This window comes from Corallococcus sp. EGB, from assembly GCF_019968905.1.
Lineage (GTDB): Bacteria > Myxococcota > Myxococcia > Myxococcales > Myxococcaceae > Corallococcus.
The window spans coordinates 7,394,825-7,420,850 of the sequence record NZ_CP079946.1 but is presented as its reverse complement, the minus strand read 5'-3'; the positions used below and the strand labels follow the sequence as shown (position 1 = coordinate 7,420,850).

The following is a 26,026-nucleotide window of genomic DNA, read 5'->3' as shown; positions in this document are numbered from 1 at the left end:
ATGCGCCGCCTTTCATCGCTCATCGTTCCCTCGGCCCTCGCCCTGGGCCTGTCCGCCTGCAGCCTGCTCGTGAGCTTCGACCCGGAAGGGCAGCCCTGTGACCGGGGCCACTGCCTGGAGGGCTACGTCTGCCGCAACGAGATCTGCGTCTCCGCGGACGCCACCCCCTCCGACGCCGGGACTGGCGACGGCGGCACGTCCGACGCCGGGACTGGCGACGGCGGCACGTCCGACGCCGGTGACGAGACGGACGCCGGCCTGTCGGACGGCGGCTGACGTCCCGCGTGGTGGTTCGCGGCACCGGTCCCCGCGCCGGTGCCGCGCCCCTCGCCCGTTTTCGCCGCGCCAGGGTGGCCCCTGCCTCCAGGGGCCCCCGGGGGTGGGGCCCTGTCAACACTCCCGCACGTGGCCGCCGGGCCGCGCCGTGTCCCCCCGGACACGGCCGCCTGCCCTCGGATGGCCCGGTGGAAACCCCTGTCATTCCAGCCGCTTGAACGCGATGTCCGCGCCGGAGCGGACCGCCGGTGCGTGGCATCATCCGTGCTCTGACGCGGGCCCAAGGAGGCATCATCGACATGGGCAAGCGCGTGGGAGTGCTGATGGGCGGGTGGGGCGAGGAGCGGGAGATTTCGCTCAAGACAGGGGAGGCCGTGGTGGCGGCCCTGGAGGCCCTGGGGCACACCGTCACCCGCGTCTTCGCGGGCCCCGGCCTGGACCGGGCGCTGCGCGCGGCGGACATCGACGTGGCCTTCATCGCGCTGCACGGCCGCATGGGCGAGGACGGCCGCGTGCAGGGCCTGCTGGAGCTGCTGGAGATTCCGTACACCGGCTCCGGCGTGCTCGCCTCCGCGCTGGCCATGGACAAGCCCATGGCGAAGAAGCTCTTCCAGCTTCACAACCTGGCCTCGCCCCGGGGCTACCGGGTGGCCCGGGAGGACGCGGAGCGCGCGCTGGAGCTGCACGGCGACAGCGGCTTCCCCTGCGTGGTCAAGCCCGCGAAGGGCGGCTCGTCCGTGGGCCTGTCCGTGGTGCATGACGCCGGGGCGCTGGTGCCCGCGGTGGCCCAGGCGTGCCGCTACGGCGGGGAGGCCCTGGTGGAGCGCTTCATCCAGGGCCAGGAGGTGACCGTGGGCATCCTCGGCGACTGCGTGCTGGGCAGCTGCGAGGTGTCCTACCCGCGCGAGGGCTTCGACTACGAGGCGAAGTACAAGGGCGGCGGCGCCCAGTACTTCCTCCCGCCCCGGCTGTCCGACACCCGCCGCGTCAACGTGGAGTCGCTCGCGCTCGCGGCGTACCGCGCCCTGGGCTGCCGGGGCTACGGCCGCGTGGACCTGATGTGCTCCGACACGGAGAACGACGTCGTCCTGGAGGTGAACACCCTGCCGGGCTTCACCCCGACCAGCCTCCTGCCGAAGATCGCCGCCCGCGCGGGCCTGGACTTCCCGGTGCTGGTGCAGGGCGTGCTGGAGCTCGCCACCCGCGACGAGTCCCACGTCGCGGAGGGCCTGCCCCTCGCGCCCATGGTGCCCGTGCCCCTGCGCGCGGCCCGCTAGGTCCTGCGCCGCGCGGAGCACCCGGGACGTCGTCTCGGAATCGCCCTGACGCAGGGAAGAAGAGGGTGACAACCTGCGTCAAAGCCGCCATTCAAAGCCTCTCGAATCCGGGGAATAGTTTGACACGACCCGGGTGGCTCCCTATTGTCCGCCGGCGATCAGTAGCCGGAAGGTCAAAGCCCTGTCTTTACGGGCACATACGGGGCGGGGCTCAGCAGACCCACAGGCGGCGGTCAGCGTGAGCGGTCGGTCGGGCTAGCCGCCACGTCTGGTAGGACCGCTGGCGACAGGGCCAGCGGGAGGGGCTGAGCGTCACCGATGACCACCGTCGAGATCATCTTCCTGGCAGTCTACTTCTGCCTGCTGAGCGTGCTGGGGGTCTACGGCTCTCACCGCTACCGCATGGCGTTCCTGTATTACCGCCACAAGTTCAAGCTGCCGACCCCCAACGGCACGCTGAAGGCGCTGCCCAGGGTCACCATCCAGCTGCCCATCTTCAACGAGATGTACGTGGTGGAGCGCCTGGTGGAGTCGGTGTGCCGCATCGACTACCCGCGCGAGCTGCTGGAGATCCAGGTGCTGGACGACTCCACGGACGAGACGTGCGCCATCGCGCGCGCGTGCGTGGAGCGCCACCGTCAGAAGGGCCACGACATCGTCTACATCCACCGCGTCAACCGCCAGGGCTTCAAGGCGGGCGCGCTGGAGAACGGCCTCAAGCTGGCCTCGGGCGAGTACGTGGCGGTGTTCGACGCGGACTTCGTCCCCAGCCCCGACTTCCTGATGCGCACGGTGCCCTTCTTCGCGGACGCGAAGGTGGGCATGGTGCAGGTGCGCTGGGGCCACCTGAACCGTGAGTTCAGCATCCTCACGCAGGCGCAGAGCATCTTCCTGGACGGGCACTTCATCATCGAGCACACCGCGCGCAACCGCGCCGGCTGCTTCTTCAACTTCAACGGCACCGCGGGCATCTGGCGCCGCTCCACCATCGCGGACGCGGGCGGCTGGCAGCACGACACGCTCACGGAGGACCTGGACCTGTCCTACCGCGCCCAGCTGAAGGGCTGGCAGTTCGTGTTCCTCCCGGAGGTCATCTCCCCGGCGGAGGTGCCGGTGGACATGAACGCCTTCAAGAGCCAGCAGCACCGCTGGGCCAAGGGCTCCATCCAGACGGCGAAGAAGCTGCTGCCCACCATCCTCAAGAGCGACCTGCCGCTGCTGGTGAAGCGCGAGGCCTTCTTCCACCTCACCAACAACATGGCCTACCTGTTGATGGTGCTCCTGTCCGTGCTGATGCCCATCAGCATGGTGGTGCGCTTCCAGCACGGCCTGTACGGCACGCTGTTTCTGGACCTGCCCTTCTTCATCACCGCGACGGCCAGCGTCTGCGTCTTCTACGTGGCCGCCCAGCGCGAGCGCGGCGTGAAGGGCTGGGAGCGCTTCAAGTACCTGCCCTTCCTGATGAGCCTGGGCATCGGCCTGGCCATCAACAACGCGAAGGCCGTGGGCGAGGCGCTGCTCAACCAGCAGTCGGGCTTCGCGCGCACGCCGAAGACGGGCGCGGAGGGCAAGAGCGTCAAGGCCGTGAAGAAGAGCTACCGGGGCAGCAAGACGCTGATGCCGGTGGTGGAGCTGCTCTTCGCCGCCTACTTCACCGGGGCGCTGTGGTTCGCCATCGACGCGCGCATCTACACGTCGGTGCCCTTCATCATCCTGTTCCTGGCGGGCTTCCTCTACGTGGGCGTGTCCAGCCTGATGCAGGGGCTGGCGGGCCGGGCCAAGGTGGCGGAGGCCGCCCCCGCCGTGGCGTCCTCCGAGGAGCAGCCGCGCCAGGCGGCCTGAGCCACCGCGGCGCCTCCGCGTCCACCTCGCGCCGCCGCTTCCCACCTGGGCCTCCAGGGCGGGGAGGGCGGCGCGGTGCTTTGGGGCGGGGGACTTACAGGCCCGCGTCGGGCGCGCCGCGCAGCAGCACCTGCTCCTGGCGCACCGGGGCGGGGCCGGAGGTGGCGGGGCGGCAGCCCTCGTCGATGGCGGTGCTGGACGCGGCCCTCAGCGTGAGGCCGGCGTCGGTGCAGGCCACCGCCTCCGTGGGGAAGGCGACGGGGCAGGGCGTGCCGGAGGCGCTGAAGCCGGTGGCGCGCGTCTCGCCCACGAAGCCCTCTGGTGTGCGGGTGAGCACGATGCCCACGGACCCTGCGTCCGGGGACTCCACACCCCCGTCCGACCACGCGCGCACCACCGCGAGCGACAGGGTGCGGCCGTCGTCCCTGCCCAGGTAGCGGAAGGCCGGGTTCTGCGCGTGGTGGTACTCGCCGGACTGGTCCTTCTCACACCCGGGCGGCACGTGGATGGGCGGCGGCGTGGAGGCCGTGGCGGTCTCCACCCGGGGAGGGGCCTTGCCCGGACAGGCCGCGAGCGAGAGAACACAGAGGCCAAGGGGGAGGGTGACGAGGGCGCGGTGCATGGAGCGCGGATATTCTCCCAACCGACGGCCCGGTGGGACGGTGTTTGCTTCCCCTGGGATGACTCTCTAACCTTCGGTCCGACATGAGTCTTCGCCGCTTCGCCATCCTTTCACTCGTCGCCACCCTGGCCCTGCCGTCCGCGGCATTCGCCCAGGACAATGATGATCTCCTCGCCCCCACGGAGGAGACGAAGCCCGCCAGGTCCAAGGGCAAGACGAAGGCGGTGAAGCCTCCGAAGGCGACGGTGAAGCGCAAGACGCCGCCCAATAAGGAGAAGGTGGGCATGCGCAAGGGCAAGGCGGGCAAGAACGCCGCCACGGCCACCGTCGAGGCCCCGACGCCGCAGACGGCCACGCTCGCGCTCAAGCTGGGCAGCAACGCGCGCGGCGCGAAGGTGACGGTGGACGGCCAGGAGGTGAACCCGCAGACGCCGCTGGAGCTGACGCCCGGGGAGCACACCGTCGTCGCGCGTCGCCAGAACTACGCGGACTTCGTCCAGCAGGTGACGCTGGCGCCGGGCCTGACCACGGACCTGATGGTCTCGCTGGAAGCGGCGACGGGCTTCGCCACCCTGCGCGCGGACGCGCCCCGCGTCGTGGTGTACGTGGACGGGACGCGCGTGGGCGCCGCCCCCATCGAGAACCATCCCCTGCCCCAGGGGCCGCACGAAATCGAGTTCCGCGCGCCGGGGCTCAAGGACGTGAAGAACATCAACGTCCGCGCCGGCCAGCTCTACGTCGTGGAGGGGCGCCTGCGTCCCTCCGCCGACACCAGCGCGTCGGTGGCGCAAGCGAATGACGCGCCTCGCTCGCCGGTGCTGCAGCCCTCGAAGCCGGCTTCCCCGATGGAGCAGCCGGGGCTGGCGCTGGGCACCGAGCAGCCGCCCGAGGTGAAGGAGAGCACCAGCAAGGCCTGGTACCAGAAGTGGTACGTCTGGGTGGGCGTGGGCGTGGTGGCCGCCGCGGCGGGCGTCGGGGCCTACGCGGCGACCCGGAGCCCCGCGGAGCTCACCTCGAACGACGTGTGCGGCGGTCCGTGCGACGGCTCCATCGGATTCTCCAGCCTGCGCCCGGTGATGCCCGCGAACGGCATGCGCTTCTGAACCCGGACGCGGACGTCCATCCGCGTCCGCTTGGGGTTCGCCGGGGCCGCGCTCAGTGGCCCCGCAGGTCGTCCTCGGCGCGGCCCGCGCCGGGCTCCATCCGCAGGAAGACGTTCGTCACGCGGCCCACGCCCCAGTAGTCCAGCGCGGTGGCGCGGAGGCGGAAGGGCTCGGACTCCGGCAGCAGGGCGGTGATGTCCACCTCGTTGGGCTCGAAGCTGAAGGCGCGCCGGCCCACGTTGTCCACCTGCTCGTTGCCCATGAAGACGCTGTCGGCGAAGCCCACGGCGGCGCGGCGCGACACCTTCCCCTTCGTGTCCAGCACCTCCAGCAGGAGGAAGTTGTCCACGGAGAAGCCCTTCGTGCAGGCCGCGTCTCCACAGAGGCGCGCACTGGCGCCGTCCAGCAGCAGCTGCGGCGTCTCACCGGTGGCGACGACGCGCGGTGTGCGCTCGCCCTCGCGGGTGTCCACCTCCACGTCCTCACGCTTCGCTTCCAGGGTCGCCGTCTCGCGCTCCGGCGTGGCGTTGAGCAGCTGGACCGAGCGCGGTTCAGGCGGCGGGGCGGCGGTGGGCGGAGGGACCTGCTTCGCGCAGGCCAGGAGGCTCAGCGCGGCGGCGGAGAGGGTCAACGTTCGCGAGTGGCGCACCCGGAGGCTTGTAGCGAGCGGCCCTGGACGGGGTCAATTAGCATGCCCCCCATGCGGACCCTCCCCGGATGGTGGCTGCTGTGCGCGCTGGTCGCGAGCCCTGGGGCCGCGGCCCCTCCTTCCGCTCCCGCCGCGCCCGCCATCCCCGGCGTGGCCAGCGTGGCGCCGGAGGTGCAGCTGTGCCTCCAGCACCTGAAGCCGGAGGAGCGGGACCGGGCCGCGCGGGCGCTGGGGCCACTGGAGTCCGTGCCGCTCTACCGCGTGCAGCTGGAGGTGGAGCCGAAGGAGCGGCGCGTCTGGGGCAAGGTGCAGGTGGAGCTGACCGCCAGAGGCCTGCGTCCGCTGACGGAGCTGTACCTGCGGCTGACGCCCAACACCCGCTCCCGCCAGGTGACGCTGTCCGGCGCGAAGCTCAACGGGAAGGCCGTGGCGCTGGAGCTGGGGCCGGAGCCCACGCTGCAGCGCATCGCGGTGGAGCCGCCGGTGGCCCCGGGCGACAAGGTGTCGCTGGAGGTCTCGGTGAAGGGCTCGGTGCCCAAGGCGGCGCCGGGCGCGGAGTCGCTCCTGGGCGCGGGCGGCCTCTTGGGCGGCGGCGCCCAGGGCGGGGCGGATGACCACGGGGCCTTCTCCGCCACGGCGGACGTGGTGAGCCTGGTGGGCGTGGTGCCGCAGGTGCCGCCGGTGGATGACCAGGGGCAGCCGTGGGCGGGCCCGCAGGGCACGGGGGACCTGGCGCTGTACGAGCCCGCGCACGTGCTGGCCACGCTCACCGTGCCGTCGGGGTGGGCGGCGCACGCCACCGGGACGCCCATGGGGGCGGTGCCGGAGCGCGACGGCCGGGTGCGCTACAGCTTCGCGGCGGCGGCGGTGCGCGACTTCCCGGTGCTGGTGACGCGCGGCTACCAGTCCGCCACGGCCACGGTGAACGGCGTCACGGTGGAGAGCCACTTCGCGGCGCAGGACGCGGCGACGGGCAAGCGCGTGCTCAAGTACGCCTCGCAGGCCCTGACGGAGTTCGAGAAGCGCCTGGGGCCGCTGCCCTACACCCACTTCCGCGTCGTGCAGGCGCCCTTGAGCGGCGGCGCGGGCGGCATGGAGTTCCCCGGGCTGGTGACGGTGGGCACGTCCCTCTACCGCGCGAAGCAGGACCCGCTGTCCATGCTGGTGGGCATGCCCGGCATGGAGGCCTTCCAGGAGATGCTGGACGCGCAGGGCGCGGGCGGCATGCTGTCGCAGGTGGGCGCGCAGGTGGGGGCATCCCTGGAGCGCACGCTGGAGTTCACCGTGGCGCACGAGGTGGCGCACCAGTACTTCGCGGGGCTGGTGGGCTCGGACCCCATCCACGACCCGGTGGTGGACGAGTCCCTGGCCCAGTACGCGGCGCTCCTCTACATGGAGTGGGTCCACGGCCCGGAGGCCGCCGAGTCCCTGCGCAACGAGGCCCTGGTGATGCCCTACCAGTTCTTCCGCCTGGCGGGCGGCAGCGACGGCCGCGCGGACCGGCCCACGGGCGACTTCGACGGCGGCGAGCTGGAGTACGGCGCGCTCGTGTACGGCAAGGCGCCGCTCTTGCACCACGCGTCGCGCAAGCTCGTGGGGGACAGCGCCTTCCTCAAGGCCCTGCGCGCCTACGTGGACACGTACCGCTTCAAGTGGGCGTGCAAGGCGTGCTTCACGCAGGAGCTGGCGAAGGCGAGCCCCGCGAACGCGAAGGCGCTGACGCAGCTGCGCACGCGCTGGTGGGAGGAGGCCCACGGCGACGAGGACCTGGGCGCGGCGGACCTCCAGGGGCTGATGGGGGCCATGGGCGGCGGCGGCCTGGGCGGCGTGAAGCTGGACGCCCAGACGCAGCAGCTCCTGGAACAGCTGCTGCCCCAGCTCATGGGGCAGTAGGGCGGGGCCGGTTCAGTCGAACAGCGCCTGCACGAACTCGCGCGGCTCGAAGCGGCGCAGGTCGGCGATCTTCTCGCCCACGCCCACCCAGACCACGGGCAGCTTCAGCTCGTCGCAGATGCCGATGATGACGCCGCCCTTGGCGGTGCCGTCCAGCTTGGTGAGCGCGATGGCGGTGACGCCCACGGCCTCGTGGAACTGCTTGGCCTGCTGGATGGCGTTCTGCCCGTTGGTGGAGTCCAGCACGAGCAGCACCTCGTGGGGCGCGCCGGGCAGCGCCTTGTCCATCACGCGCTTGACCTTCTTGAGCTCCTCCATGAGCGGGGCCTTGGTGTGCAGCCGGCCCGCGGTGTCCGCGATGATGACGTCCGCGCCTTCCGCCTGGGCCTTCTTCACCGCCTCGAAGATGACGGCGCTCGGGTCGCCGTTCTCCGGGCCCTTCACCAGCTGGGCTCCGGCGCGCTCGGCCCACACGTCCAGCTGCTCCGTGGCGGCGGCGCGGAAGGTGTCCCCCGCGGCGAGCACCACCTTCTTGCCCTCGCCGGTGAGCTTCGCGGACAGCTTGCCGATGGTCGTCGTCTTGCCGGCGCCGTTGACGCCCACCACCATCACCACGTGCGGCGGGCCTCCGCCTTCCAGCGAGCGCGGCACGGGCAGGTCCACCATGCGCGCCACCTCGTCGCGGATGGCGCCCTTGATGCGCTCCGGGTCCTTGAGGTCCGCGCGCTTGAGCCTGTCGCGCGCCACCTCCACCAGGTGGTCCGCGGTCCGCACGCCGATGTCGGCGGTGAAGAGGATCTCCTCCAGCTCCGACAGGACGGACTCGTCCATGGTGCGCTGGCCGCCGAAGAGGCCGTTGAGCCGCGCCATGAAGCCCTGGTTCCTCGTGCGGTCCAGCCCCTGCGCCAGCGTGCGGCCGCCCTCGGCCTCCACCTTGGCGCGCGCCGCGGCGGCCTCCGCCTGGCGCGCGGCCTCCGCCCGGGCGGCCTCCTGGGCGATGGCCTCCTCGCGCAGGCGCACCGCCTCGGCCTGCTCCCGCTTGCGGCGCTCGCGCGTCTCGTCGTCGAGCGCCTTCTTGGCGCGGTACTCGACGCGCTTGGCCTCCTCTTCCTTCTCCTTGAGGGCGCGGACCTCCGCCTCCAGCCGGGCCTTCTCCGCCGGGTCCTTCGCGTCGTGGGCGGCGAACGAGGCCGTCTCGCGCTGGCGGCGCAGCTCGTCCATGCGCGCGTGGGCGTCGTCCAGGTCCCGGCGCCGGGCGAGCTCCGCCTCGTTGGGCGGCAGCTCCACGCGCAGCTCGGGGCGCTCCTCGGGAAGCTGGGGCACCTCGGCTTCGGGCTTCCTGGGGGCCTCCGGCACGCGCTTCTTGCCGAAGAGCTTCCGGGCCGCGACGAGCGCCAGGACGACGAAGACGGCCGCCCCGCCAATGCCGACGAGCTCGCCGCCGGTGAGGCCGGAGCTCGGCGGGGTGCCCGTGCCCGGCTGCGTCGTCCCGCCGCCGGGGGTGGGGGCGGGGGAGGGGGCGGGGGGCACCTGCGCCTGGAGTGCGTCGAGGGGGTTCGGGGTCTTCATCGCCGCTCCGCATACACCAACGCGCAGTTGGATGCAGCGCCCGTGGCCGGGTAGAACGGCGCTCCGCCATGCGCCTTCCGCCCCTGAACGTCCTGTTGACCGCCACCGTCCTGCTCGGGACTGCCAGCGCCTGCATCGTGGAGGCCCCCGGCGGGGCCAGCGACCAGGAGCGCCGCGCGGCCACCGTCGCCCAGGTGCCCCCGCTGTCCATCCGCAGCGGCGCCAACCTGGGCGGCAAGGTGGAGGTGGTGGGCGCCTCCGTGCAGCCGGGCCGCATTCCCCCCGGGGACCAGGCCCGCGTCACCGTCTTCTTCAAGGTGCTGCAGCCGCTGGAGGAGGACTACCTCGTCTTCGTGCACGTGGAGGACGCGGACGGGCGCATGGAGCGCATGAACGTGGACCACAAGCCCGCGGGCGGCCTGTACCCCACGACCCAGTGGAAGGTGGGGGAGACGGTGAAGGACGAGTTCGTCATCGCGCTGCCGCCGGGCGCGACGCCGCGCGCGCTGAACGTGTGGATGGGCCTGTGGGAGCCGCGCAACGACAGCCGCCTGCCGCTCACCAACCCGGAGGCGGTGCGCAACGACGGCCGGGGGCGCATCCTGCTGGCGCAGGTCCCCGTGGGCGGGTGACAGGGAAAAACCGGAGCGGCCCTGTAAGCCGGGTTTTGTCCCCACCCCTTTCGGGATGGGCGGCGAACATTCATCTAGGGCCCTGGTTGCCCAGGGGCCTCATCAGCGAGCAACCCGAGCGCATGGGACGGGCCATCCTTGTCCCCTTTCGGGGACGCGCTCCTATTGGCTCTTGCTCCAGGTGGGGTTTACCGTGCCGTCCGGGTCACCCCGGACGCGGTGCGCTCTTACCGCACCGTTTCACCCTTACCCGCCCCCTTTCAGGAACGGGCGGTCTGTTTTCTGTGGCACTTTCCTGCGAGTCGCCTCGACTGGCCGTTAGCCAGCACCCTGCCCTGTGGAGCCCGGACTTTCCTCCCGCCATCCATGCCTGCGATGGCCGGCGTTCACCCGGGCCGCTCCGGCACCTGCGGGATACAACAGCCGAGCCCGGCGGGTCCACCTTCTGGAGGGGACGTTGTCGCGCGCCCGTCGCCGCGGGCCCCTCCGGGTGAGCGTCCGGGGGCTTGTCGGGTTCGTTCGCGCCTGAGCGTCCCAAGGCCTCCGCGAGCGGCCTTCGCGGGGGGGAGGGGCGGATGGAAGCGGTCATCTTCACGGGCATCCAGGGCACAGGGAAGAGCAGCTTCTACCGGGAGCGCTTCTTCACCACGCACGTCCGCCTGAGCCTGGACATGCTCAAGACGCGGCACCGGGAGAAGGTGCTCCTGCGCGCGTGCCTGGAGGCGAAGCAGCCCTTCGTGGTGGACAACACCAACCCCACGGTGGCGGAGCGCTCCCGCTACATCGCGGCCGCGAAGCAGTTCGGCTTCCGCGTGGTGGGGCTCTACTTCCAGTCGAAGGTGGCGGACGCGCTCGTGCGCAATGACTTGCGTCCGGTGGAGCAGCGGGTGCCGCTGGTGGGCGTGCTCGGCACGTACAAGCGATTGCAGGTCCCGAATCCCGAGGAGGGCTTCGACGCGCTTTTCTTCGTCCGGTTGGGGCCGGACGGTTTCACCGTGGAGGAGTGGCAACGTGAAGTTCGATGAGCTGGACGCGAAGATGCGCGTGTTCGAGACCGCGCACGACCTGTGCGTGCTGCCCGGCGTGTTCATGGTGGCGCGCATCGATGGGCGCGGGTTCACCCGGCTGACGAAGGAGGTGCACGCCTTCGAGAGCCCCTTCGACGTGCGCTTCCGGGACTTGATGGTCGCGACGACCGGGCACCTGATGGATTGTGGCTTCCGCGTCGTCTACGGCTACACGCAGAGCGACGAAATCTCGCTGCTCTTCCACCCGGACGAGGACGGCTTCGGGCGCAAGACGCGCAAGCTCAATTCCATCCTCGCGGGCGAGGCGAGCGCGAAGTTCTCGCTGCTCTTGGGGGACCTGGGCACGTTCGACAGCCGCATCTGCGAGCTGCCCAACGCGGGGCTCGTGCGCGATTACTTCCGCTGGCGCAGCGAGGACGCACACCGCAACGCGCTGAACGCGCACTGCTACTGGAGCCTGCGCCGCGAAGGGAAGGGCGTGGCGGAGGCCACGGCCATGCTCATGCGCCTGTCGGTGGCGGAGAAGAACGAGCTGCTCTTCCAGCGGGGCGTGAACTTCAACGACCTGCCGAGCTGGCAGAAGCGCGGGACAGGGCTCTACCGGGAGACGTACGCGAAGGAGGCCCGCAACCCGAGGACCGGGGAGACGGTCCTCGCGGAGCGCCGCCGCATCAAGGTGGACTCCGAGCTGCCGATGAAGGACGCGTATGACGCCTTCATCCTGTCGTTGCTGGAATCCCAGGCCGCGAAGTTCGAACATGACTCCAGATGACTTCGACTTCGTTCCCCGCCTCTTCGGGCGCTGCCCTCCTCGTGTTCATGGTCGGTTGTGGTACCGCGAAAGAGAGTACGGCTCCGCGCGCCGCCCACGCGGAGCTCCAGTCCCCAGCGGAATCGGTGTGGCTGCCGGCCGGCCGCTTCGAGATGGGCTCACCGGCGGGGGAGCCGGGCCGGGACGTGGACGAGGGGCCTCGGACGGAGGTCGCGTTCGAGCGCTTCCAGATGGACGTGACGCCCGTGACGGTGCGGGCCTTCGCGGCGCGACGTGAGCAGGTGCGCGCGAGGGACCCGCAGGCGCGCTGGTGGTCCGATGCGGAGACCCCGGAGGGCTGGCTCGGCCGCTGCAACCTGGACTCCGAGCGCACGGAGCATCCCGTGAACTGCGTGGACTGGCGCGCCGCACGGGCCTACTGCGAGCTGGTCGGAGGCGCCCTGCCCACGGAGGCGCAGTGGGAGTACGCCGTGCGCGCCTCGACGGTGTCCGCCTATTGGTGGGGCGAGTCGTTCGACGCGGACCACGTGGTCGGCTCGGTGTCGTGCGCGTCGCGCGGCTGCCGTGGCACCACGGCCCCGGTCGTCCACGCCGGGCCGCGATGCAATGGCTGGGGCCTCTGCGACATGGCCGGGAACGTGTGGCAATGGACCGCCACTGGCTACCAGGAGCGGCTGGGGGAGGACGCGCCCACTGAACCCTCCGGCGTGCCGGCCAAGCCCGTCCACAAGGGGGGCTCCTGGCTCAATCACGTGCCCACCCTGTTCCGGTCCGCCCACCGGGGCCTCGCCTATCCAAAGAACGGTCTGACGGGAGTGGGGTTCCGCTGCGTGTACCGGCCGTGAGGGCCGCGACGCCGGAGGGCAGGGACCCCCGGGTGGGCGCTGAACTCATCCTGTCTGTGTTGTCCGTATTGTCGGGTTCGTGGTGGCACAGGGGTCGTGAGGCGCTGTCCTACCCGGGGCGGGGGATTGCGCGCATTCACCCCGGTGCCGCAGGATTCGCGCGCTCGCGCCCGGGTGCCTCTTGGCATGGCGCGACAGTTTTGAGGGGGAAGCACATGGTCATTTACGGTTCGAGGCTCTTCGGCAAGTGCGATGCGATTCCGGGCCTCGGTTTCGTGGCGACGAAGTTCGGTCACATCAACTTCGTGCCGCTCATTCCGCTGGAGGGCTGGCTCGTCGTCGCCGAGGAGGGCAATGGCTGGCGTGGCCAGGCCATCTCCATGAGCGGCAAGTCCGTGCTCACGGCGTGGGCACGCTTGCTGTTCATCGTCGTGGGGCTCATCTCGCTGGCCGTGGGACTCGGCTCCTTCTCGAATCACGAGGCGGGAGCCATCCCCCTGGGCCTCTTGGGCCTGGCCTGCATCGGGGGGCTCATCGCTTCGTACAAGTGGAAGTGGGTGACCCACGCGTCGCCGGAGCGCGCGCTGGAGATCGCCCGCGAGGCGGGGATCAGCGAGGAGGGGCTGGAGCAGCTGCGCCGGATGTACGCGGCTCCCGTGGCCACCGTCGCCGCGCCCGCTCAGCCGTGGACTCCGCCGGAGTCCTAGTCCGCCGCTCGCGGTCCTTCGCTGAAACGCCCTGGGTTCACCTCGCATGAGTCACGTCGTTGGCATCGATCTGGGCACCACGCACTCGCTGGTGGCCGCGCTCGACAGCGCGGGCCGTCCCAACCTCCTGACCAACCGGTTGGGCAAACGCCTCACACCTTCGGTGGTGGGGCTGGACGCGGAGGGGCGGTTGCACGTGGGCGAGTCCGCGCGGGCGCAGTTGCTCGTGCATCCGGAGCGCACCATCGCGGAGGTGAAGCGGCGCATGGGCCGCGACCTGCCGGTGACGCTCGGGGACCGGCGCTACAGCCCCACGGAGATCTCCGCGCTCATCCTGCGCGCGCTGCGTGAGGACGCGGAGCGGGCGTTGGGCGGCGCGGTGACGGAGGCGGTCGTCACCGTGCCCGCCTACTTCAGCGATGCGCAGCGCCAGGCGACGAAGGACGCGGGCGAGCTCGCGGGGCTCAAGGTGGAACGGTTGCTCAACGAGCCCACCGCCGCGGCGCTCGCATACGGCGTGAACCACCTGGACGCCGAGCAGTACGTGCTCGTGTACGACCTGGGCGGCGGCACGTTCGATGTGTCGGTGCTGGAGATGTTCCAGGGCGTGCTGGACGTGAAGGCCTCCGCGGGCAACAACCAGCTGGGAGGCAGCGACTTCGACCAGTCGCTGGCCGCGTGGCTGGGCGCGGAGTTCGAGCGTGCGCACGGCGTGTCGCTGGCTGGGAATCTGGCGGCGCAGGTGCGGCTCAAGGCCGCGGCGGAGGCCGCGAAGATCGCGCTCACGTCCGTGGAGGCCACGCCCGTCATCGTGCCGTTCCTCGCGCCGGGCCGGGGCGGTGCGCCCGCGTCGCTGGAGGTGGAGGTGACGCGCGCGAGGTTCGAGGCGCTGATCATGGACCTGGTGCGCTCCACGCTCGAACCGATGGAGAGCGCGCTGAGGGACGCGAAGCTGTCCAGGAAGTCCATCGCGGAAGTGGTGTTGGTGGGTGGCAGCTCGCGCGTGCCGCTGGTGCGCCGGCTGGTCGCCGAGTACTTCGGACGTGAGCCGCGAGACGGTGTGCATCCCGACGAGGCGGTGGCGCTGGGCGCCGCGCTTCAGGCGGGATTGAAGACGGGCGCGGTGAGCGCCGCGCACGGCATCATGATCACCGACGTGTGCCCGTTCACGCTGGGCGTGGAGGTGCAGGCGTCGGTGGGGCGCGAGCGCGTGAGTGGGGTCTTCTCACCGCTCATCCCGCGCAACACGACCGTGCCGGTGTCGCGCACGGAGACCTTCGCGACGACGGCGGAAGGGCAGCGCGCGGTGGAGATCCGCGTGTTCCAGGGCGAGGCGCGGCTTGTGAAGGACAACCTGTTCCTGGACGCGTACACGGTGGAGGGCGTGCCACCGGGACGCGCGGGCGCGGAGAAGGTCGCGGTCACGTTCACCTACGACATCAACGGCATCCTCGACGTCACGACGCGGGTGGTCTCCACGGGCAAGGAGGCCACGCTGGTGGTGGACAAGCGCTCGCAGCGTCTGGGGCCGGAGCAGCGGCTGGAGGCGAAGGAGCGGCTGGCGAGAGAGTGGGGCGCGGCTCCAGCTCCGAGTGCGCCGGTATCCGCCCCCGCGCCCGTGGCTGCCGCGCCGTCTCCAGAGGCCGACGCGGACGCCTTGTTGAACGCGGCGACCGAACGGATTTCGACCGCGCCCGCGAACGTGCGTCCCCGGCTGGAGTCGTTGTGCAATGCCTTGCGCGAAGCCCGCGCCAAGGGCGACCGCGTCGCCGCGTCCCGTCTGGACGCAGAGCTGACCGACCTGCTGTTCGACCTGGGATGAGCAGGCACATGCGGCGGACTGAGCGTCATTGCCAGGTGCTGTGGCGCCCCAGCGGCTCGCTCGAGTCGGCGGCCGTGCGCGAGGTGCGCCCTTGCTCCTGACGGAACTCCAGCGCGCGGGGGTGCAGCGTCTGGCTGGAGGCCCGTCACGCTTTGCGCTGGCCAAAGTGCTCTTCCTGGTGCGCGCATGCTCCTGACCGAGCTCAAGCGCGCGGTGGTGCTGCGTCCTGCGGAGCCTTCTGCGCGATTGGCATTGGCCGAGGCGCTCTTCCAGGAGCGTGACTTTCGCGGTGCCGCGGAGCATGCGCGCAAGGCCCTGGACCTGGGCGGAGGCGGGCCCGCGCGCCGCCTGCTGTGCGGCGCCCTGGCCCGCGACGGGAAGCGGGCGGACGCGCTGAAGATGCTGGAGACGTCCGTCCGTGATTCTCCCCGCGATGCGTCCCTGCGCGTCGAGCTGCTCACCTTCCTTGAGGAGGACCGTCCGGACGACGCGCTCGTGCATGCGTTCGAGGCCACCGAAGCCGCGCCGGGGGAGCTGGAGGCGTGGCGCGCTGTCATCCGCCTGTGCGAGCGCACGAACCGCCCGGCCGAAGTCATGCCCGCGCTGAGGCGGGCCCGGCTGCTCGCGCCCGAGGACCCGCGCCTCGCGGAGTCAGTGCTCGGGGCTCGCGCGGCGCTCGGGCTTCCGGCCACCACCGCCATGCTGGATGCGCCTCCGGTGGAGCAGGCCTTGCAGGCGCTCAAGCTGCCCACGGCTCGCGCCGCGCTCTCGGAGGCAAAGCTTGACGCGGCGGTCGAATTACTCGCCCGGGGCTCGGTCACGGAGGTGAAGCGGCTGCTCGTCGTCGCATCCTCGGCGACGCGGACCCGCGCCGCCGCGGCCCTGCTTCGCGCGGAGTTGCTGTGGCTGGAGGGCCGGCCCGCCGCGCAGGTCGAGGAGGCGCGCCGCGCGGTGCTCGACCTTCCGGGGGCGCCAGGGGCCGCGGCGCTGCGTCTGGGAGATCATCGGCTCGAAGCCGGGGCACTGGATGAAGCTCTGGAGCTCTATACCCGCGCGGCCGCGAACGGAGAATCCCTGGCGGCGGCGGGCCGCGAGGCCGAGGTCGCCGAGCGGCGCCGTCAGCGTGCGCGCGACCTGCCCGCGGTCGGGCGCCTGGGCGTGCTCGGCTGGCATCCCGGCGGTGGGCATGTGTCGCCACTGGAGGCGGTGGCGGTCCCCGGGCGCGGCGTGCTGCGGTGCAGTGGCCGCGTGGGGCCTGAAGGGCAGGAGGCCGCGGACGTGGCCTTCAGCGTGGTGCGTGCCCGCGCTCCCGCGCTGAGCCTGGGGACGCTCACGACCCGCTACGACCTGCACCTGCACTACACGGACACCGAGGTCGGCAAGGATGGCCTCTCGTCCGGGCTCGCGCTCTCGCTGGCCGGCCTCTCCGCGTACACGCAGCGCCCGCTCCCCGCGCGGCTGGCGGTGACCGGGGAACTGACGCTGAACGGGGATGTGCGGCGGATCGGCGGCGTGCACGAGAAGTTGGTGGCCGCGTACCTCGAAGGCATGCGCGTGGTGGTCCACCCGCGCCGCAACCTGGAGGAAGTGGCGGCGCTGCCCCCTGAAGTGGCAGGGCGCCTGCGGCTGATCGCGGTGGACAGCTTGGATGAGGCGTGGCGGCTCGTGAACGCGGCCGTGAACACGCCAGGACTGGAGCGACGGTGAACAACGAGCCCCGCCAGAACCCCTACGAGGTGCTGGGCGTCGAGAAGGACGCGGATGCCCGCGCCATCAAGAAGGCCTACTTCGAGCGCGTCCGGCAGACCCCTCCGGAGACGCATCCGGAGGACTTCCGCCGCCTGCGCGAAGCATACGAGCTGCTCTCCGACCCTGAAGCGCGGCAGGCCTTCGACGCCAGCGCCGCGCAAGAGGCGGACGGTCCGGAGGCGGAGAAGAACGCCGCCCTCCAGGAGGCCATCGACCTGTTCGAGGCCGGTGATAAGGTCGGGGGCCGCAGGCACCTCACCGAGTTGCTCAACGAGCAGCCGGACTTCCACGAAGCGCGAATCCTGCTGGGCCGCCACTTCCTCTACGAGGGCGACGCCAGGGAGGCGCTGGCAGAGTTCGACGCCCTGCTCGCGCGAGCCCCGGACCACTGGCAGGGACACCTGCAACGGGGCTGGGCGCTGCTCCGCCTGGAGCGAATGAAGGAGGCCGCGGACGCCTTCTGGCGCGCGGGCAAGCATGGCCCTTCGGAGGTGGGGCCGCGCGTGGCGCTCGCGGACTGTCTGGAGGCCATGGGGCAGGTGGCGGACGCGCTCAAGGTGCTCGAGCAGGCCCAGTCGCTGCCCGGCATCTCGCGCATGGACGTGCTCGCCCTCAAGGTCCGGCGCATCGCGACGATGCTGGAGTTCGGCCAGGACGCTGATGCCAGGAAGGAACTGGAGCTGCTCGACACCGAGCTGCCGGAGAGCGCGGACCCCGAGCTGCGGCGCTGGACCGGGGGCCAGCTCTCCTCGGCCGCCGCGCATCTCTTCGCCCAGCAGAAGTCCCAGGGCGCGAACCAACTGCTCGCGTTCGGCCGGCGCTTCAATCCGGAGAGCACCACCGAGGTCGCGTACCCGACGTGCGTCGAACTGGACGTGAACGCGCTGCCGGCCGTCACCCGCGAATGGCTGGACGAGCAGGCCGAGAGAATCGGCGGCTGGCGCACGGTGACGACCTGGGCGACCCCGGCGCTGCTTACGCTGGGGCTCGCCTCCGCCACGGCCTTCCTCCTGTCCTTCGTCGCCTTCGGCGTCTCCGAGCGCGATCTCCCGGAGTGGATCGCGTGCGCCATCTTCGCGGCGGTCTTCTGCGGAGCCACCTGGGCTCAGGCCCGAAACCTCCTGCGGGGGATGGCGAGCCCCTATGGCCACTTCGACGCCATCCACCCGCTGCACTTCATCCAGGTGGCCCGCGACCGCATCACCGTGTGGCCGCTCGTGCACCTGCAGGACCTGCAGTTGATGAACCAGCACCACAACGGCTCCTATCTGCACACGGCCATCGAGCTGCGCTTCAACGACAGGCGCATCTCCCTGAAGGTGCGAGGCAAGGAGCGGGCGGAGGCGCTGGCCAGGGAGCTGCTTGAGCGGCGCCGCCGCGTGTTGGAGCTGCTGGGCCGGGGCATGTTGGACGCCGAGAGCGGGGTGGAGCACCTGCCTCCTTCGCTGCTGGCACGTGCGGACTCGAGGGGCCATGTCCGGGCCGAGAACGCGCGCTCGCCCTGGCCCGGCGTATTCGCCGCCGCGGGCGTGGGCGTGCTGCTGGTGGCCGGGGCCGTGTGGCCGCAGAAGCAATCCGCGGCGGAGAACGCCTGGATGCGCGCCGCGGCGAAGGGGGATGTCGGCTCCATGCTGGAGTACCTCCGCGAGCGGCCTGACCCCCGCTTCGCCCCGAAGCTCCAGGCCCAGGTGGACTCGGAGCTGGGCAAGGTTCGCGCACGGCTCGACGAGCGGTTGGACCCGGGCAGCGCCGCCGCGCCGTCTCGTGCGTTCTTCACGAGCCTGCTGGACGGCGTCTCGCGCGTGCACAGCCGCCGCATCACCGTGGCGTGGGAGGGGCGGGAAGGCACGGCGACGCCGCCCCGGGATGACCCCTCGGAGTTGCTCGTGAGCGCCTGGCAGCGCACGGTGGATGAAGCCCTGGGGAAGGGCGTCCTCCTCGTGGACGGAGGACAGGGGGCAAAGCGCGAGGGGCCGCCCCTGCTCACCCTCCGCGTGCGGGAAGGCTCCCAGGGAGGCCCGCCAGGCCAGCGCGTCTGGTCCGTGAGCCCTGAAGGGCTGGACGTGAAGGTTCCGCCGTTGGAGCTCATGGCCAACGCGGCGGATCCGCGCGCCTCCGAGGTCCTGTTTCATGGGTGGGTGGACCGCTGGCACCTGCCCGGTGCGGGCGACCGCCGCCCGCTGCTGCTGACTGCTTCGACGCTCGCCCAGGAGGCCCAGCCGTGAGTGCTCCTTCGACCTCGCCGCGCCAGGGCTGGTTGCTGCTGGCCGGCATCAGTGTCTGCGCGCTCGCCATCGTGGCCGGGGCCCACTCCCTCAAGGGCCATGAGCAGGTGCTCTTCGTGAACGCGCTGCCCATGCCCGTGTCCGTCACCGCGGGCGAGGAGCGCTTCACGCTCGCGGCGAATGGTCACCTGTCGCGCCCGATGCCGGTGGGGCCGCTGGAGGTGGACATCCGGAACGACCAGCGAACGTTGGCCCACGAGACGGTGTTCGTGACCGACGAGGGGGGCCTCTTCGTCTACAACGTGCTGGGCGCCGCGCCCCTCTACACGACGACGGTCACCTACACCCGCTTCAATCCCAACACCCAGCCGGAGTCCACCCCGAGGGCCCTCGCGGGCACGACCTTCGCACGGGTAGGGCACATCGACTACGTGCTCACCCCTCCGCCCGAGCGCCTCTCGATCCGCAAGGAGGAGGGCAACTCCATCTCGCGCACCCATCTGGGGCAGGCGGAGGATGGCTGGACCATGAGCTACAACTGGCTGATGTCGCTCCACCGCGCTGCGGACGCGGCCCGCCTCGCGGAAGCCATCGAGCAGGCCATGCCGGAGGCCCCTGGGGTGGCAAAAGCCGCCATGGCCGGGAGGATCGTGGTCGCGCGTGAGGAAGGACTCCTCGCGTCGGTCGCGACTTCGCGGGCGGAGCGTAACGCCCATCCGGATGACGTGGACATGAACCGGATGTGGATGCACGACATGCGTCGCGCCGGGCGCAATGGCGAGGTCCGGGCCTATTACCAGGCCGCGCTGGAGCGCGAGCCCGGCTCCGTGATGAAGGCCGTGCTGCTCGCGCGCGTCGAGCCGGTGTCCGAGGGGACGGAGCGGCTGGAGGCGCTGCTGCGCAACCATCCTGGTGAGTGGATGGTCCGTCGTGCGTTGGCGGTGAGCTACGTGCGTCAGCAGCGCTGGGCGGAGGCGCTTCCGCTGCTGGACGCGTTGGAGCAGGGCGACCCGGAGTATTCGCGCTATCAGGACACGCATGCGGAAACGCTGGTGGCACTGGGCCGTCGCGAGGAGGCTACGCGCAGGCTGTCGCAGCAACTGCTCCTGCTCGCTGAACAGAAGAATGCCTTGGACCTGGATGCCGTGCTGCTCTTCGCGAGGCTCGTCGGCCACGCGTCCGAGCAGGGCACGAAGAACGAGGTGATGCGGCAGGTCATCGAGGCCGTCCAGAAGAACGAGCCGGAGGGCAGTGTGCGCGAGTGGCTGGCGGCCTCGCTCGGTCATCACGTGGATGCCACGAAGCTGCGTGCCGTGCCCGCGGATCATTCGCTCGCGGTCGCGACGCGGGTGCTGATGGCGCTCGCCGAGGGGCCCGAGTTCGCCGCGCGAGCCTCCGTCAACGCGGACTTCCTCGGCTTCCGCCATCTCGACAAGGAGGCGGGCACGTTGCTGGCAGCGGAGTTCGAGAGGCTCGGGGACGCCGCGCTCGCGGCGAAGGTGCTCGACGCCTCGAGCGTGGAGCTGGGCTACGGCGAGCTCTTGGACGTGCTGAGCGGCAAGTTGCCGGTGGAGTCGCTCAAGACGCTGGACTGGGGCGAGCGCGCCGCGCTCCACCTGGTCCTCGCGCGCCAGTTGGATGCGCAGGGGAAGGACTCCAAGGCCGCCTACGCGCTCGTGAAGAAGGAAGCCCTGCTGCCCGGCGCGGTCACCATCGCGCTCCTGAACTGGGATCGCCCCAAGCCGTCCAAGGCCGTGGTGCGGGACACGGCGCCCTGACGCGGGAGTGCCGTGGGTCGCCGTGACGGTGGGGGGCGCAGGCTTCTCGTCATCCCTCACCGGGTGGTATGGCGGCGGGATGTCAGGACTCTACGTGCTGCTCGCCGTGGGCCTTGCCGCGATGCCGCCAGGGGATGTCGCTCGTGCGCGCGAGCTCGAGACGCAGGCCCACGACTCTCAGGCCGCCGGCCGGTATGTCGAAGCCGAGAAGCCGCTTCAGGAAGCCATCGAGCTGTGGGCCCGGCACTACGGCCCCGAGCACATCGAGGTGCTGAACGACGAGATCAACCTGGGCGTTTCCTACCGACGCCGGGGAGATGCCGCTCGCGCAATCCCATTGCTCGAACATGCCGCCGATGGCTTGCAGCGGTCATCAGACCCGGACGCGCCGCAGCTTCATCGGCAGGCGCTCAACAATCTGGCGATGGCCTACCGTGCGTCTGGCAGGCTGGAGGAGGCGCGAGCGACGCTCGAGAAATGCCTTGCCGTGCTCGAACAGGGCGATGCTACGCCCGAACGGGCTCGGGTTCTGGACAACCTGGCCAATGTCCTTCTCGACGGACCCACGCCGCACCTCGACGAGGCGGCCCGGTACTCGCGCCGTGCGTTTGAAGAATGGAAGTCCCTGCGGGGAGAAGAAGACGCCGACGTCGCCACTTCGATGACCACCGTGGGCACGATCCTGATGCGCCAGGGCGACCTTCCTGGAGCCCGGCCGCTCCTGGTACGGGCGTTGGCGTTGACGCAGATGATCCGCGGCGAAGAGCACCCCGAGACCGGAGCAGTGTTCTGCCTTCTCGGCGAACTGGAGCAGCGAAGCGGCAATCGCGGCGCCGCTCGGGAGCACTACGAAGCCGCGCTGGCCATCGCTCGGAAGACCTTCGAGCATGACAGTCATCCGCAAGTGCAAGACGCCTTGAATGGGCTGGCCTCTCTCGGTGCGGAGAGCCCGATGGACAAGACGCGACCCATTGCGGTCGTCGCGCTCATCTGGCTGTTGGTGGTGACGCTCAGGCAAGCGACGGGGCGCCTTGCTCCGAGGGTGGCAATCGCGCCATTGGCATTTCTCGTGAGTCGATGGAGCGGGAGCCACGGGGATGTTCATGTTGGTCCTGCCGGCCACAATCGAAAGGGGCCTCGACTCAATCTCCGGCCTTGCCCTGTTGGGTGGAATGAGCGCGTTCTGTGGGCTTGGGGTCGCCGCGCTGGTGGTCGGGCCGATCTGGGCCGTCACGAGAGCGCTCAGTGCGACTCCGACGTTTGAGCTGGAGGCTGGGGAGTCTGTGGTCCGGGAGGTGGTCGCGAACCATTTCCTCAACGGCGAGGCCCGTGGCGGGCGGTTCCTGATCACGGATCGACGGCTCGGGTTCCGCCCTCACCGCTTCAACGTTCAACTGTCGACCTGGAGCATCCGCCACGACGAGATTGAATCCGTTCGACACGAAGGCGAGCGACTCCTGGTCATCGGCGTCCGTGGCGCGGCGAAACCCGAGTGGTTGGTTGTTTCGGACGCAGCTGCGCTGGAACACGAAGTGGCTGCCCTTGCTCAACCCGTGAGTGACAGCATTGGCGCCGCTTCGAATGCATCGGCCGTTTAGGTCGGTGTCAAACCGCTTCGAGCCTGGACTGGCTTTCCGCCGTTTCGAAAGAGCACGCCACCCACGCCAAGCAGGACCAGGCCTGCTCCGAGGAAGAGCCGGCCCGCCTCGCGGACCATGCGAAAGTCGCTCTTGCTGATCTCGTCATGTTCGAGCGCCCACTCGGACCAGCTGAGGCCACTGCAGGTCGAACCTTCGCAGCTCCGCACCGAGGCCGTTGGCTCGCACGCCACGGCATCCGCCGCGTGCTCACGAGGCGAGTCGGCCCACGTCAGGTGCGAAAAATAGAGACCGGGGAGGAGCGCCATGGCACCGAACAGCAGGAACGCGAGGCCGAAGTCGCGTCTCAGGTGGTGCATGCTTCCTCCCGTGCTACATCCGCTCGTCGATGGCGCGGTTGCTCATCTCGTCCGCTTCCGCGTTCTGCGCGCGGGGGACGTGGGCGAGCTTCACCTTACCGAACGTGGCCAGCAGCTTCTGCGCCTCCAGGAACAAGGGCTTCAGCGTGGGGCTCTTCACCTGGTAGCGCCCACCCAACTGGCGGATGAGCAGCTCGCTGTCCGCGAACACCTCCACCTCGCGCGCGCCCAGGCTCTTGGCGTGCTGCAGGCCGATGAGCAGGCCCATGTACTCGGCGTAGTTGTTCGTCTGGTGCCCCAGGAACTTGCCCAGGCGCGCCACCACCGCGCCCTCGGCGTTCATCAGCACCGCTCCCGCGCCGGCAGGGCCCGGGTTTCCTCGCGCCGCTCCGTCCGAATAGACGCGCACGCGGTTCAGCGCGCCACCCGCCGCGGGTGCCACGGCCTCGATGCTCGGCACGGTGGATTCAGGCGCCGTCAGCGGGGCGGGCTCTGATGCGGGAGCCTCGGCCTCGCGTGGACCGCCGCCCAGCTGCTCGGCGGCTTCGTCCAGCAACTGGCCCAGGTGCTCGCGGGTGAGCCCGCGAAAGGCGCGCACCGTCGCCGTCAGCGGCTCCTCACGGGCGATGTGACGGAGAACGTCGACGAGCGAAGGGGTCGGCATGGGGGAGGGGACCGAAGGTGACGCGCCGCTACTTCTCGGCGTTTTCCTTCGGCTCCTGCAGGGCTTCGACGGCGAAGATGATGCGGTTGCACGAGGGGCACACGTCGGTGCCCAGCGTGGTGCGCAGCATGTTGTACATCTGCGGGGGCAGGTTCATGTTGCAGCCCTGGCAGGTACCCGCCACCACGCCCACGAGCGCCGGCAGCTTCTTCTTGCGGATGACCTCGTAGCGGCGCAGCAGGTTGGCGTCCACGTTCGCGGCGACCTCCGCGCGGCGGCCCTCCAGCTCCTTCACCTGGGCCTCGGACTCGCCCAGCTTCCCGCGCAGCTCCGTCATCCGGCCCGACAGGCCCTGCTGCTTGGTGGCGTAGTCCGCCTCCTTGCCCTTGATGGCCTCGCGAGCCTGGCCCAGCTCCTTCACCTTCTCCGTGAGCGCCTCGGACTGGGTGAGGATGCCCTTCTTCGCGATGTCGATTTCGCGAGCGAGCGCCGAGTACTCACGCGTGGAGCGCTGGTCGGACAGGCGCGCTTCCCACTTCTTCACCTTGTCCTTCTCGTCCGTGATGTTCTGCTCGAGCAGGGCCTTCTGCTTCTCCAGGTCGGCCAGGCGTGTCCGCTCGGATTCGATGCCATTGCGCGCGACCCCCAGCTCCCGCTCCAGCTCGGAAATCTGGCGGGGATGCACGTCCGCCGCCTTCCGGAGCGAGGCGACCTCGAGGTCCACCTTCTGCAGCTCCGCCAAGGCCTTCAGTTTCTCCCGCAAGTTGCTGCCTCCCACACGGCCGCACCGACGCGCGGCTCGGCTCTTGTACCAACAAGGGTGCTGGGGTTCCAACGCGTAATTGGGGATGCGTCCATCCCGTGTTCTCCGCCTGCCTCTGGAGCGTTTGAATCCGCTTCACGCACCCGTTAGACGGGGAGCCGTGTTCCGCCTCCATCCGCGCTCCCTCCTCGCTCCCGCGCTCCTCCTCGCCGCCACGGCCTGCCGGGAGTCACCACCCCCTCCGCCGCCCTCGGCCACGCCCCCTGCCGCCGCGGCCGCGCCACGGCCCTCCGGACCCGTGAAGTGGGGCGAAATCGAGGGGCGCGTGCTGCTGACCGGGACGCCTCCCCAGGCCCCCAGCGCGCCGACCTCGGCCACCGTCGCCAGTGTGTGTGGCGACCAGGCGGAGGACCGCTCCCTCGTGGTGGGAGGGGAGGGCGCAATCGCCTACGCCGTCGTCTCGCTCCAGGACGGCGCCGCGCTCCCCGCCCCGGAGACGCCCGCGCCCCAGCCCGTGCTGGACCAGAAGCAATGCCACTACGAACCGCCCGCGCTCGCGGCGAAGGCCGGCGGCGAGCTCTCGCTGCGCAACTCCGACCCGCTGGTGCACAACGTGCGCGCCCAGTCCGGGACCAACCGTTCCGTCTTCAACGTCGCCATGCCCCTGGAGGGCATGACCCTGCGCCGCCCCCTGCCCGCGGAACCGGGCACCGTCCAGGTCCGCTGCGACGTGCACCCTTGGATGCGCGCGGTGGTCCGCACCTTCGACCATCCGTACTTCACCACCACCACGCCGGATGGCCGCTTCCGGATGCGCGTCCCCGAAGGCGCCCACACGCTCGTCTTCTGGCACGAGCGGCTGCCGGAGACCTCTCGGACCGTCACCGTCCGGGCAGGGGAGACCGTCCAGGTCGACCAGACCTGGGGGGTGGATGCGCTGCGTCAGGCCGGTCCGGGGAAATAGGGAGCCCCTGACACCGTTGTCGCGTCCGACGCCAGGGCGACGAAAGCGTCGGCCTGGGGGGGCCGTCCAAGTGCCGAGAAGCACGCCCCTTGTTCAGACTTCTGTCTTGGTGGCAAAATTGCTTTCCAGGAAGCCAACACTTCCGCCTGAGGGGGAATCACCATGCATCAGTCCAGGAAGCAACCCACGGCATCCGCGGAGGCGGAGCGCCTGCCCGTGGGGTCCCGCCGCGGCAAGGAGACCCGGCCGGTGGGCATGCAGGAGATGGGGCCCACCCTGTACGAGAAGCTCCAGAGCGCGCTCACCGAGCTGTCGCTGGCGTCGTCCCACGAGCGCCTGAGCGGCACCTGAGGTGGCGTCGCGGAGCGGCGCGGGCCCCTTTCCCGGGGTCCCCGCTCCGGGTGGTTCGTTCCCGTTCCCGGGTGACCAGAAGGGCGGAAACGACGAAGGGGCCCGCCCGAGCAGCTCGGGGGGCCCCGCGTGATGCGACCTTGAACGAGACGCTAGATGTCGTCGTCCTCGGGCTCGGCACTCGCCTCGGAGTCCTCGTCATCTCCGAAGGAGTCGAGGTTCTCCTCGTCCTCCTCGGACGCGGGCGCCTCCTCGGGCTCGGGCTCGATGACCTTCGGTGCGGCGGCCAGGCGGCCGCGCCGGGGCTCGGCGGCGGGCTTGGGCTGGTTCCGCTGATCCTCACCGCACTTGGGGCAGATGGGATCCGGCTTCTTCATGTCGTAGAACTTCGTCCCGCACTTGAAGCACGTGTGCTTGGTCCCGAGATCCTTCGCCGGCATGCGCCACCCTCGTAGAAGCCTGGAGTGAAACCGAGGGCGGCTGAATAGTTGGGCCGAAGAACAGAGTCAACCGTGTGTTTGCGTCGGAGATTTCTGGC

General features: G+C 70.6%; 25 protein-coding genes and 1 other RNA gene. 18 read left to right on the top strand and 8 right to left on the bottom strand.

What is annotated here, in order from left to right; all coding sequences use genetic code 11:
- The 3 genes from KYK13_RS30210 (at nt 1) to KYK13_RS30200 (ending at nt 3,395) form a co-directional block, all read left to right on the top strand.
- Nucleotides 1-276, top strand: coding sequence for a hypothetical protein (locus tag KYK13_RS30210; protein ID WP_223636707.1), 276 nt, complete (start codon nt 1-3; stop codon nt 274-276).
- 299 nt (nt 277-575) lie between these two features.
- A complete protein-coding gene (locus tag KYK13_RS30205) occupies nt 576-1,553 on the top strand; it encodes a D-alanine--D-alanine ligase (RefSeq protein WP_223636704.1) in 978 nt (325 codons plus the stop codon).
- A gap of 318 nt (nt 1,554-1,871) precedes the next feature.
- Nucleotides 1,872-3,395, top strand: coding sequence for a cellulose synthase family protein (locus KYK13_RS30200; protein ID WP_223636701.1), 1,524 nt, complete (start codon nt 1,872-1,874; stop codon nt 3,393-3,395).
- Nucleotides 3,396-3,489: 94 nt separating this feature from the next.
- Here KYK13_RS30200 and KYK13_RS30195 read toward each other — a convergent pair whose 3' ends face one another.
- Entirely contained in the window at nt 3,490-4,017 is a 528-nt protein-coding gene (locus KYK13_RS30195) for a hypothetical protein (protein WP_223636698.1), read from the bottom strand.
- Between the two features lie 83 nt (nt 4,018-4,100).
- Between KYK13_RS30195 and KYK13_RS30190 the strand changes: the two genes are divergently transcribed.
- A complete protein-coding gene (locus KYK13_RS30190; RefSeq protein ID WP_223636696.1) occupies nt 4,101-5,120 on the top strand; it encodes a PEGA domain-containing protein in 1,020 nt (339 codons plus the stop codon).
- Nucleotides 5,121-5,172: 52 nt separating this feature from the next.
- Here KYK13_RS30190 and KYK13_RS30185 read toward each other — a convergent pair whose 3' ends face one another.
- Nucleotides 5,173-5,769 (bottom strand): hypothetical protein, encoded by a 597-nt coding sequence (locus tag KYK13_RS30185; RefSeq protein ID WP_223636694.1) that lies wholly within the window; start codon nt 5,767-5,769, stop codon nt 5,173-5,175.
- Nucleotides 5,770-5,820: 51 nt separating this feature from the next.
- Here KYK13_RS30185 and KYK13_RS30180 point away from each other — a divergent pair, with 51 nt between their 5' ends.
- Nucleotides 5,821-7,662 (top strand): M1 family aminopeptidase, encoded by a 1,842-nt coding sequence (locus KYK13_RS30180; protein ID WP_370645194.1) that lies wholly within the window; start codon nt 5,821-5,823, stop codon nt 7,660-7,662.
- A 12-nt stretch (nt 7,663-7,674) separates the two neighbouring features.
- Here the strand turns inward: KYK13_RS30180 and ftsY are convergent, their stop codons facing one another.
- Nucleotides 7,675-9,231: a signal recognition particle-docking protein FtsY gene (gene ftsY, locus KYK13_RS30175; protein WP_223636690.1), complete on the bottom strand. Its 1,557-nt coding sequence runs from the start codon at nt 9,229-9,231 to the stop codon at nt 7,675-7,677.
- Between the two features lie 68 nt (nt 9,232-9,299).
- On the opposite strand from ftsY, the gene KYK13_RS30170 reads away from it, so the two are divergent.
- The gene (locus KYK13_RS30170; protein ID WP_223636688.1) at nt 9,300-9,863 is read left to right on the top strand and encodes a hypothetical protein; all 564 of its coding nucleotides are present in this window, start codon (nt 9,300-9,302) and stop codon (nt 9,861-9,863) included.
- 8 nt (nt 9,864-9,871) lie between these two features.
- On the opposite strand, the gene rnpB is transcribed toward KYK13_RS30170, so the two are convergent.
- Nucleotides 9,872-10,265, bottom strand: an RNA gene (gene rnpB, locus KYK13_RS30165) — RNase P RNA component class A.
- A 173-nt stretch (nt 10,266-10,438) separates the two neighbouring features.
- Between rnpB and KYK13_RS30160 the strand changes: the two genes are divergently transcribed.
- The 10 genes from KYK13_RS30160 to KYK13_RS30115 all read left to right on the top strand — a co-directional run bounded on the left by KYK13_RS30160 (nt 10,439) and on the right by KYK13_RS30115 (nt 22,387).
- A complete protein-coding gene (locus KYK13_RS30160) occupies nt 10,439-10,888 on the top strand; it encodes an AAA family ATPase (RefSeq protein ID WP_223636686.1) in 450 nt (149 codons plus the stop codon).
- Nucleotides 10,875-11,663, top strand: a complete 789-nt coding sequence (locus KYK13_RS30155; RefSeq protein ID WP_223636684.1) for a tRNA(His) guanylyltransferase Thg1 family protein — start codon at nt 10,875-10,877, stop codon at nt 11,661-11,663. Before KYK13_RS30160 ends, KYK13_RS30155 begins: the two co-directional genes overlap by 14 nt.
- Before the next feature lie 125 nt (nt 11,664-11,788).
- Complete coding sequence (locus tag KYK13_RS30150) at nt 11,789-12,508, top strand: formylglycine-generating enzyme family protein (protein WP_255654049.1); 720 nt, start codon at nt 11,789-11,791, stop codon at nt 12,506-12,508.
- 215 nt (nt 12,509-12,723) lie between these two features.
- Nucleotides 12,724-13,215 carry a hypothetical protein gene (locus tag KYK13_RS30145; protein ID WP_223636681.1) on the top strand — a complete coding sequence of 164 codons (492 nt, stop codon included), beginning with the start codon at nt 12,724-12,726 and terminating at the stop codon, nt 13,213-13,215.
- Nucleotides 13,216-13,261: 46 nt separating this feature from the next.
- Nucleotides 13,262-15,037: an Hsp70 family protein gene (locus tag KYK13_RS30140; RefSeq protein WP_223636678.1), complete on the top strand. Its 1,776-nt coding sequence runs from the start codon at nt 13,262-13,264 to the stop codon at nt 15,035-15,037.
- A 186-nt stretch (nt 15,038-15,223) separates the two neighbouring features.
- The gene (locus tag KYK13_RS30135) at nt 15,224-16,744 is read left to right on the top strand and encodes a S16 family serine protease (RefSeq protein ID WP_223636675.1); all 1,521 of its coding nucleotides are present in this window, start codon (nt 15,224-15,226) and stop codon (nt 16,742-16,744) included.
- Nucleotides 16,741-19,011 carry a DnaJ domain-containing protein gene (locus KYK13_RS30130; protein ID WP_223636672.1) on the top strand — a complete coding sequence of 757 codons (2,271 nt, stop codon included), beginning with the start codon at nt 16,741-16,743 and terminating at the stop codon, nt 19,009-19,011. Before KYK13_RS30135 ends, KYK13_RS30130 begins: the two co-directional genes overlap by 4 nt.
- Nucleotides 19,008-20,789, top strand: coding sequence for a M48 family metallopeptidase (locus KYK13_RS30125; RefSeq protein WP_223636668.1), 1,782 nt, complete (start codon nt 19,008-19,010; stop codon nt 20,787-20,789). Before KYK13_RS30130 ends, KYK13_RS30125 begins: the two co-directional genes overlap by 4 nt.
- Nucleotides 20,790-20,883: 94 nt before the next feature.
- Nucleotides 20,884-22,053 carry a tetratricopeptide repeat protein gene (locus KYK13_RS30120; protein WP_223636665.1) on the top strand — a complete coding sequence of 390 codons (1,170 nt, stop codon included), beginning with the start codon at nt 20,884-20,886 and terminating at the stop codon, nt 22,051-22,053.
- 19 nt (nt 22,054-22,072) lie between these two features.
- On the top strand, nt 22,073-22,387 hold the full coding sequence (locus KYK13_RS30115; RefSeq protein WP_223636662.1) for a hypothetical protein: 315 nt from the start codon (nt 22,073-22,075) through the stop codon (nt 22,385-22,387).
- Here the strand turns inward: KYK13_RS30115 and KYK13_RS30110 are convergent.
- Genes KYK13_RS30110 through KYK13_RS30100 form a run of 3 tightly spaced genes read right to left on the bottom strand, consistent with a single transcriptional unit; the run spans nt 22,384 to nt 24,173 of the window.
- Nucleotides 22,384-22,746 carry a hypothetical protein gene (locus tag KYK13_RS30110; protein ID WP_223636660.1) on the bottom strand — a complete coding sequence of 121 codons (363 nt, stop codon included), beginning with the start codon at nt 22,744-22,746 and terminating at the stop codon, nt 22,384-22,386. The genes KYK13_RS30115 and KYK13_RS30110 overlap by 4 nt on opposite strands.
- A gap of 13 nt (nt 22,747-22,759) precedes the next feature.
- Nucleotides 22,760-23,410: a ribonuclease HI family protein gene (locus KYK13_RS30105; RefSeq protein WP_223636657.1), complete on the bottom strand. Its 651-nt coding sequence runs from the start codon at nt 23,408-23,410 to the stop codon at nt 22,760-22,762.
- Between the two features lie 28 nt (nt 23,411-23,438).
- Entirely contained in the window at nt 23,439-24,173 is a 735-nt protein-coding gene (locus tag KYK13_RS30100; RefSeq protein WP_223636654.1) for a zinc ribbon domain-containing protein, read from the bottom strand.
- Nucleotides 24,174-24,471: 298 nt separating this feature from the next.
- Here KYK13_RS30100 and KYK13_RS30095 point away from each other — a divergent pair, with 298 nt between their 5' ends.
- Nucleotides 24,472-25,137: a carboxypeptidase regulatory-like domain-containing protein gene (locus KYK13_RS30095; protein WP_223636651.1), complete on the top strand. Its 666-nt coding sequence runs from the start codon at nt 24,472-24,474 to the stop codon at nt 25,135-25,137.
- 162 nt (nt 25,138-25,299) lie between these two features.
- Nucleotides 25,300-25,488, top strand: a complete 189-nt coding sequence (locus tag KYK13_RS30090; RefSeq protein WP_223636649.1) for a hypothetical protein — start codon at nt 25,300-25,302, stop codon at nt 25,486-25,488.
- Between the two features lie 152 nt (nt 25,489-25,640).
- Here the strand turns inward: KYK13_RS30090 and KYK13_RS30085 are convergent, their stop codons facing one another.
- Nucleotides 25,641-25,928, bottom strand: a complete 288-nt coding sequence (locus tag KYK13_RS30085; RefSeq protein WP_223636644.1) for a TIGR02300 family protein — start codon at nt 25,926-25,928, stop codon at nt 25,641-25,643.
- Between the last annotated feature and the right edge of the window lie 98 nt (nt 25,929-26,026).

What these genes read in the sequence shown, in the direction of transcription:
- KYK13_RS30210 (WP_223636707.1), top strand. Translation starts at nt 1, where the DNA reads ATGCGCCGCCTTTCATCGCTCATCGTTCCCTCGGCCCTCGCCCTGGGC.
- KYK13_RS30205 (WP_223636704.1), top strand. Translation starts at nt 576, where the DNA reads ATGGGCAAGCGCGTGGGAGTGCTGATGGGCGGGTGGGGCGAGGAGCGG.
- KYK13_RS30200 (WP_223636701.1), top strand. Translation starts at nt 1,872, where the DNA reads ATGACCACCGTCGAGATCATCTTCCTGGCAGTCTACTTCTGCCTGCTG.
- KYK13_RS30195 (WP_223636698.1), bottom strand. Translation starts at nt 4,017, where the DNA reads ATGCACCGCGCCCTCGTCACCCTCCCCCTTGGCCTCTGTGTTCTCTCG.
- KYK13_RS30190 (WP_223636696.1), top strand. Translation starts at nt 4,101, where the DNA reads ATGAGTCTTCGCCGCTTCGCCATCCTTTCACTCGTCGCCACCCTGGCC.
- KYK13_RS30180 (WP_370645194.1), top strand. Translation starts at nt 5,821, where the DNA reads ATGCGGACCCTCCCCGGATGGTGGCTGCTGTGCGCGCTGGTCGCGAGC.
- ftsY (WP_223636690.1), bottom strand. Translation starts at nt 9,231, where the DNA reads ATGAAGACCCCGAACCCCCTCGACGCACTCCAGGCGCAGGTGCCCCCC.
- KYK13_RS30170 (WP_223636688.1), top strand. Translation starts at nt 9,300, where the DNA reads ATGCGCCTTCCGCCCCTGAACGTCCTGTTGACCGCCACCGTCCTGCTC.
- KYK13_RS30160 (WP_223636686.1), top strand. Translation starts at nt 10,439, where the DNA reads ATGGAAGCGGTCATCTTCACGGGCATCCAGGGCACAGGGAAGAGCAGC.
- KYK13_RS30145 (WP_223636681.1), top strand. Translation starts at nt 12,724, where the DNA reads ATGGTCATTTACGGTTCGAGGCTCTTCGGCAAGTGCGATGCGATTCCG.
- KYK13_RS30140 (WP_223636678.1), top strand. Translation starts at nt 13,262, where the DNA reads ATGAGTCACGTCGTTGGCATCGATCTGGGCACCACGCACTCGCTGGTG.
- KYK13_RS30135 (WP_223636675.1), top strand. Translation starts at nt 15,224, where the DNA reads ATGCTCCTGACCGAGCTCAAGCGCGCGGTGGTGCTGCGTCCTGCGGAG.
- KYK13_RS30110 (WP_223636660.1), bottom strand. Translation starts at nt 22,746, where the DNA reads ATGCACCACCTGAGACGCGACTTCGGCCTCGCGTTCCTGCTGTTCGGT.
- KYK13_RS30105 (WP_223636657.1), bottom strand. Translation starts at nt 23,410, where the DNA reads ATGCCGACCCCTTCGCTCGTCGACGTTCTCCGTCACATCGCCCGTGAG.
- KYK13_RS30090 (WP_223636649.1), top strand. Translation starts at nt 25,300, where the DNA reads ATGCATCAGTCCAGGAAGCAACCCACGGCATCCGCGGAGGCGGAGCGC.
- KYK13_RS30085 (WP_223636644.1), bottom strand. Translation starts at nt 25,928, where the DNA reads ATGCCGGCGAAGGATCTCGGGACCAAGCACACGTGCTTCAAGTGCGGG.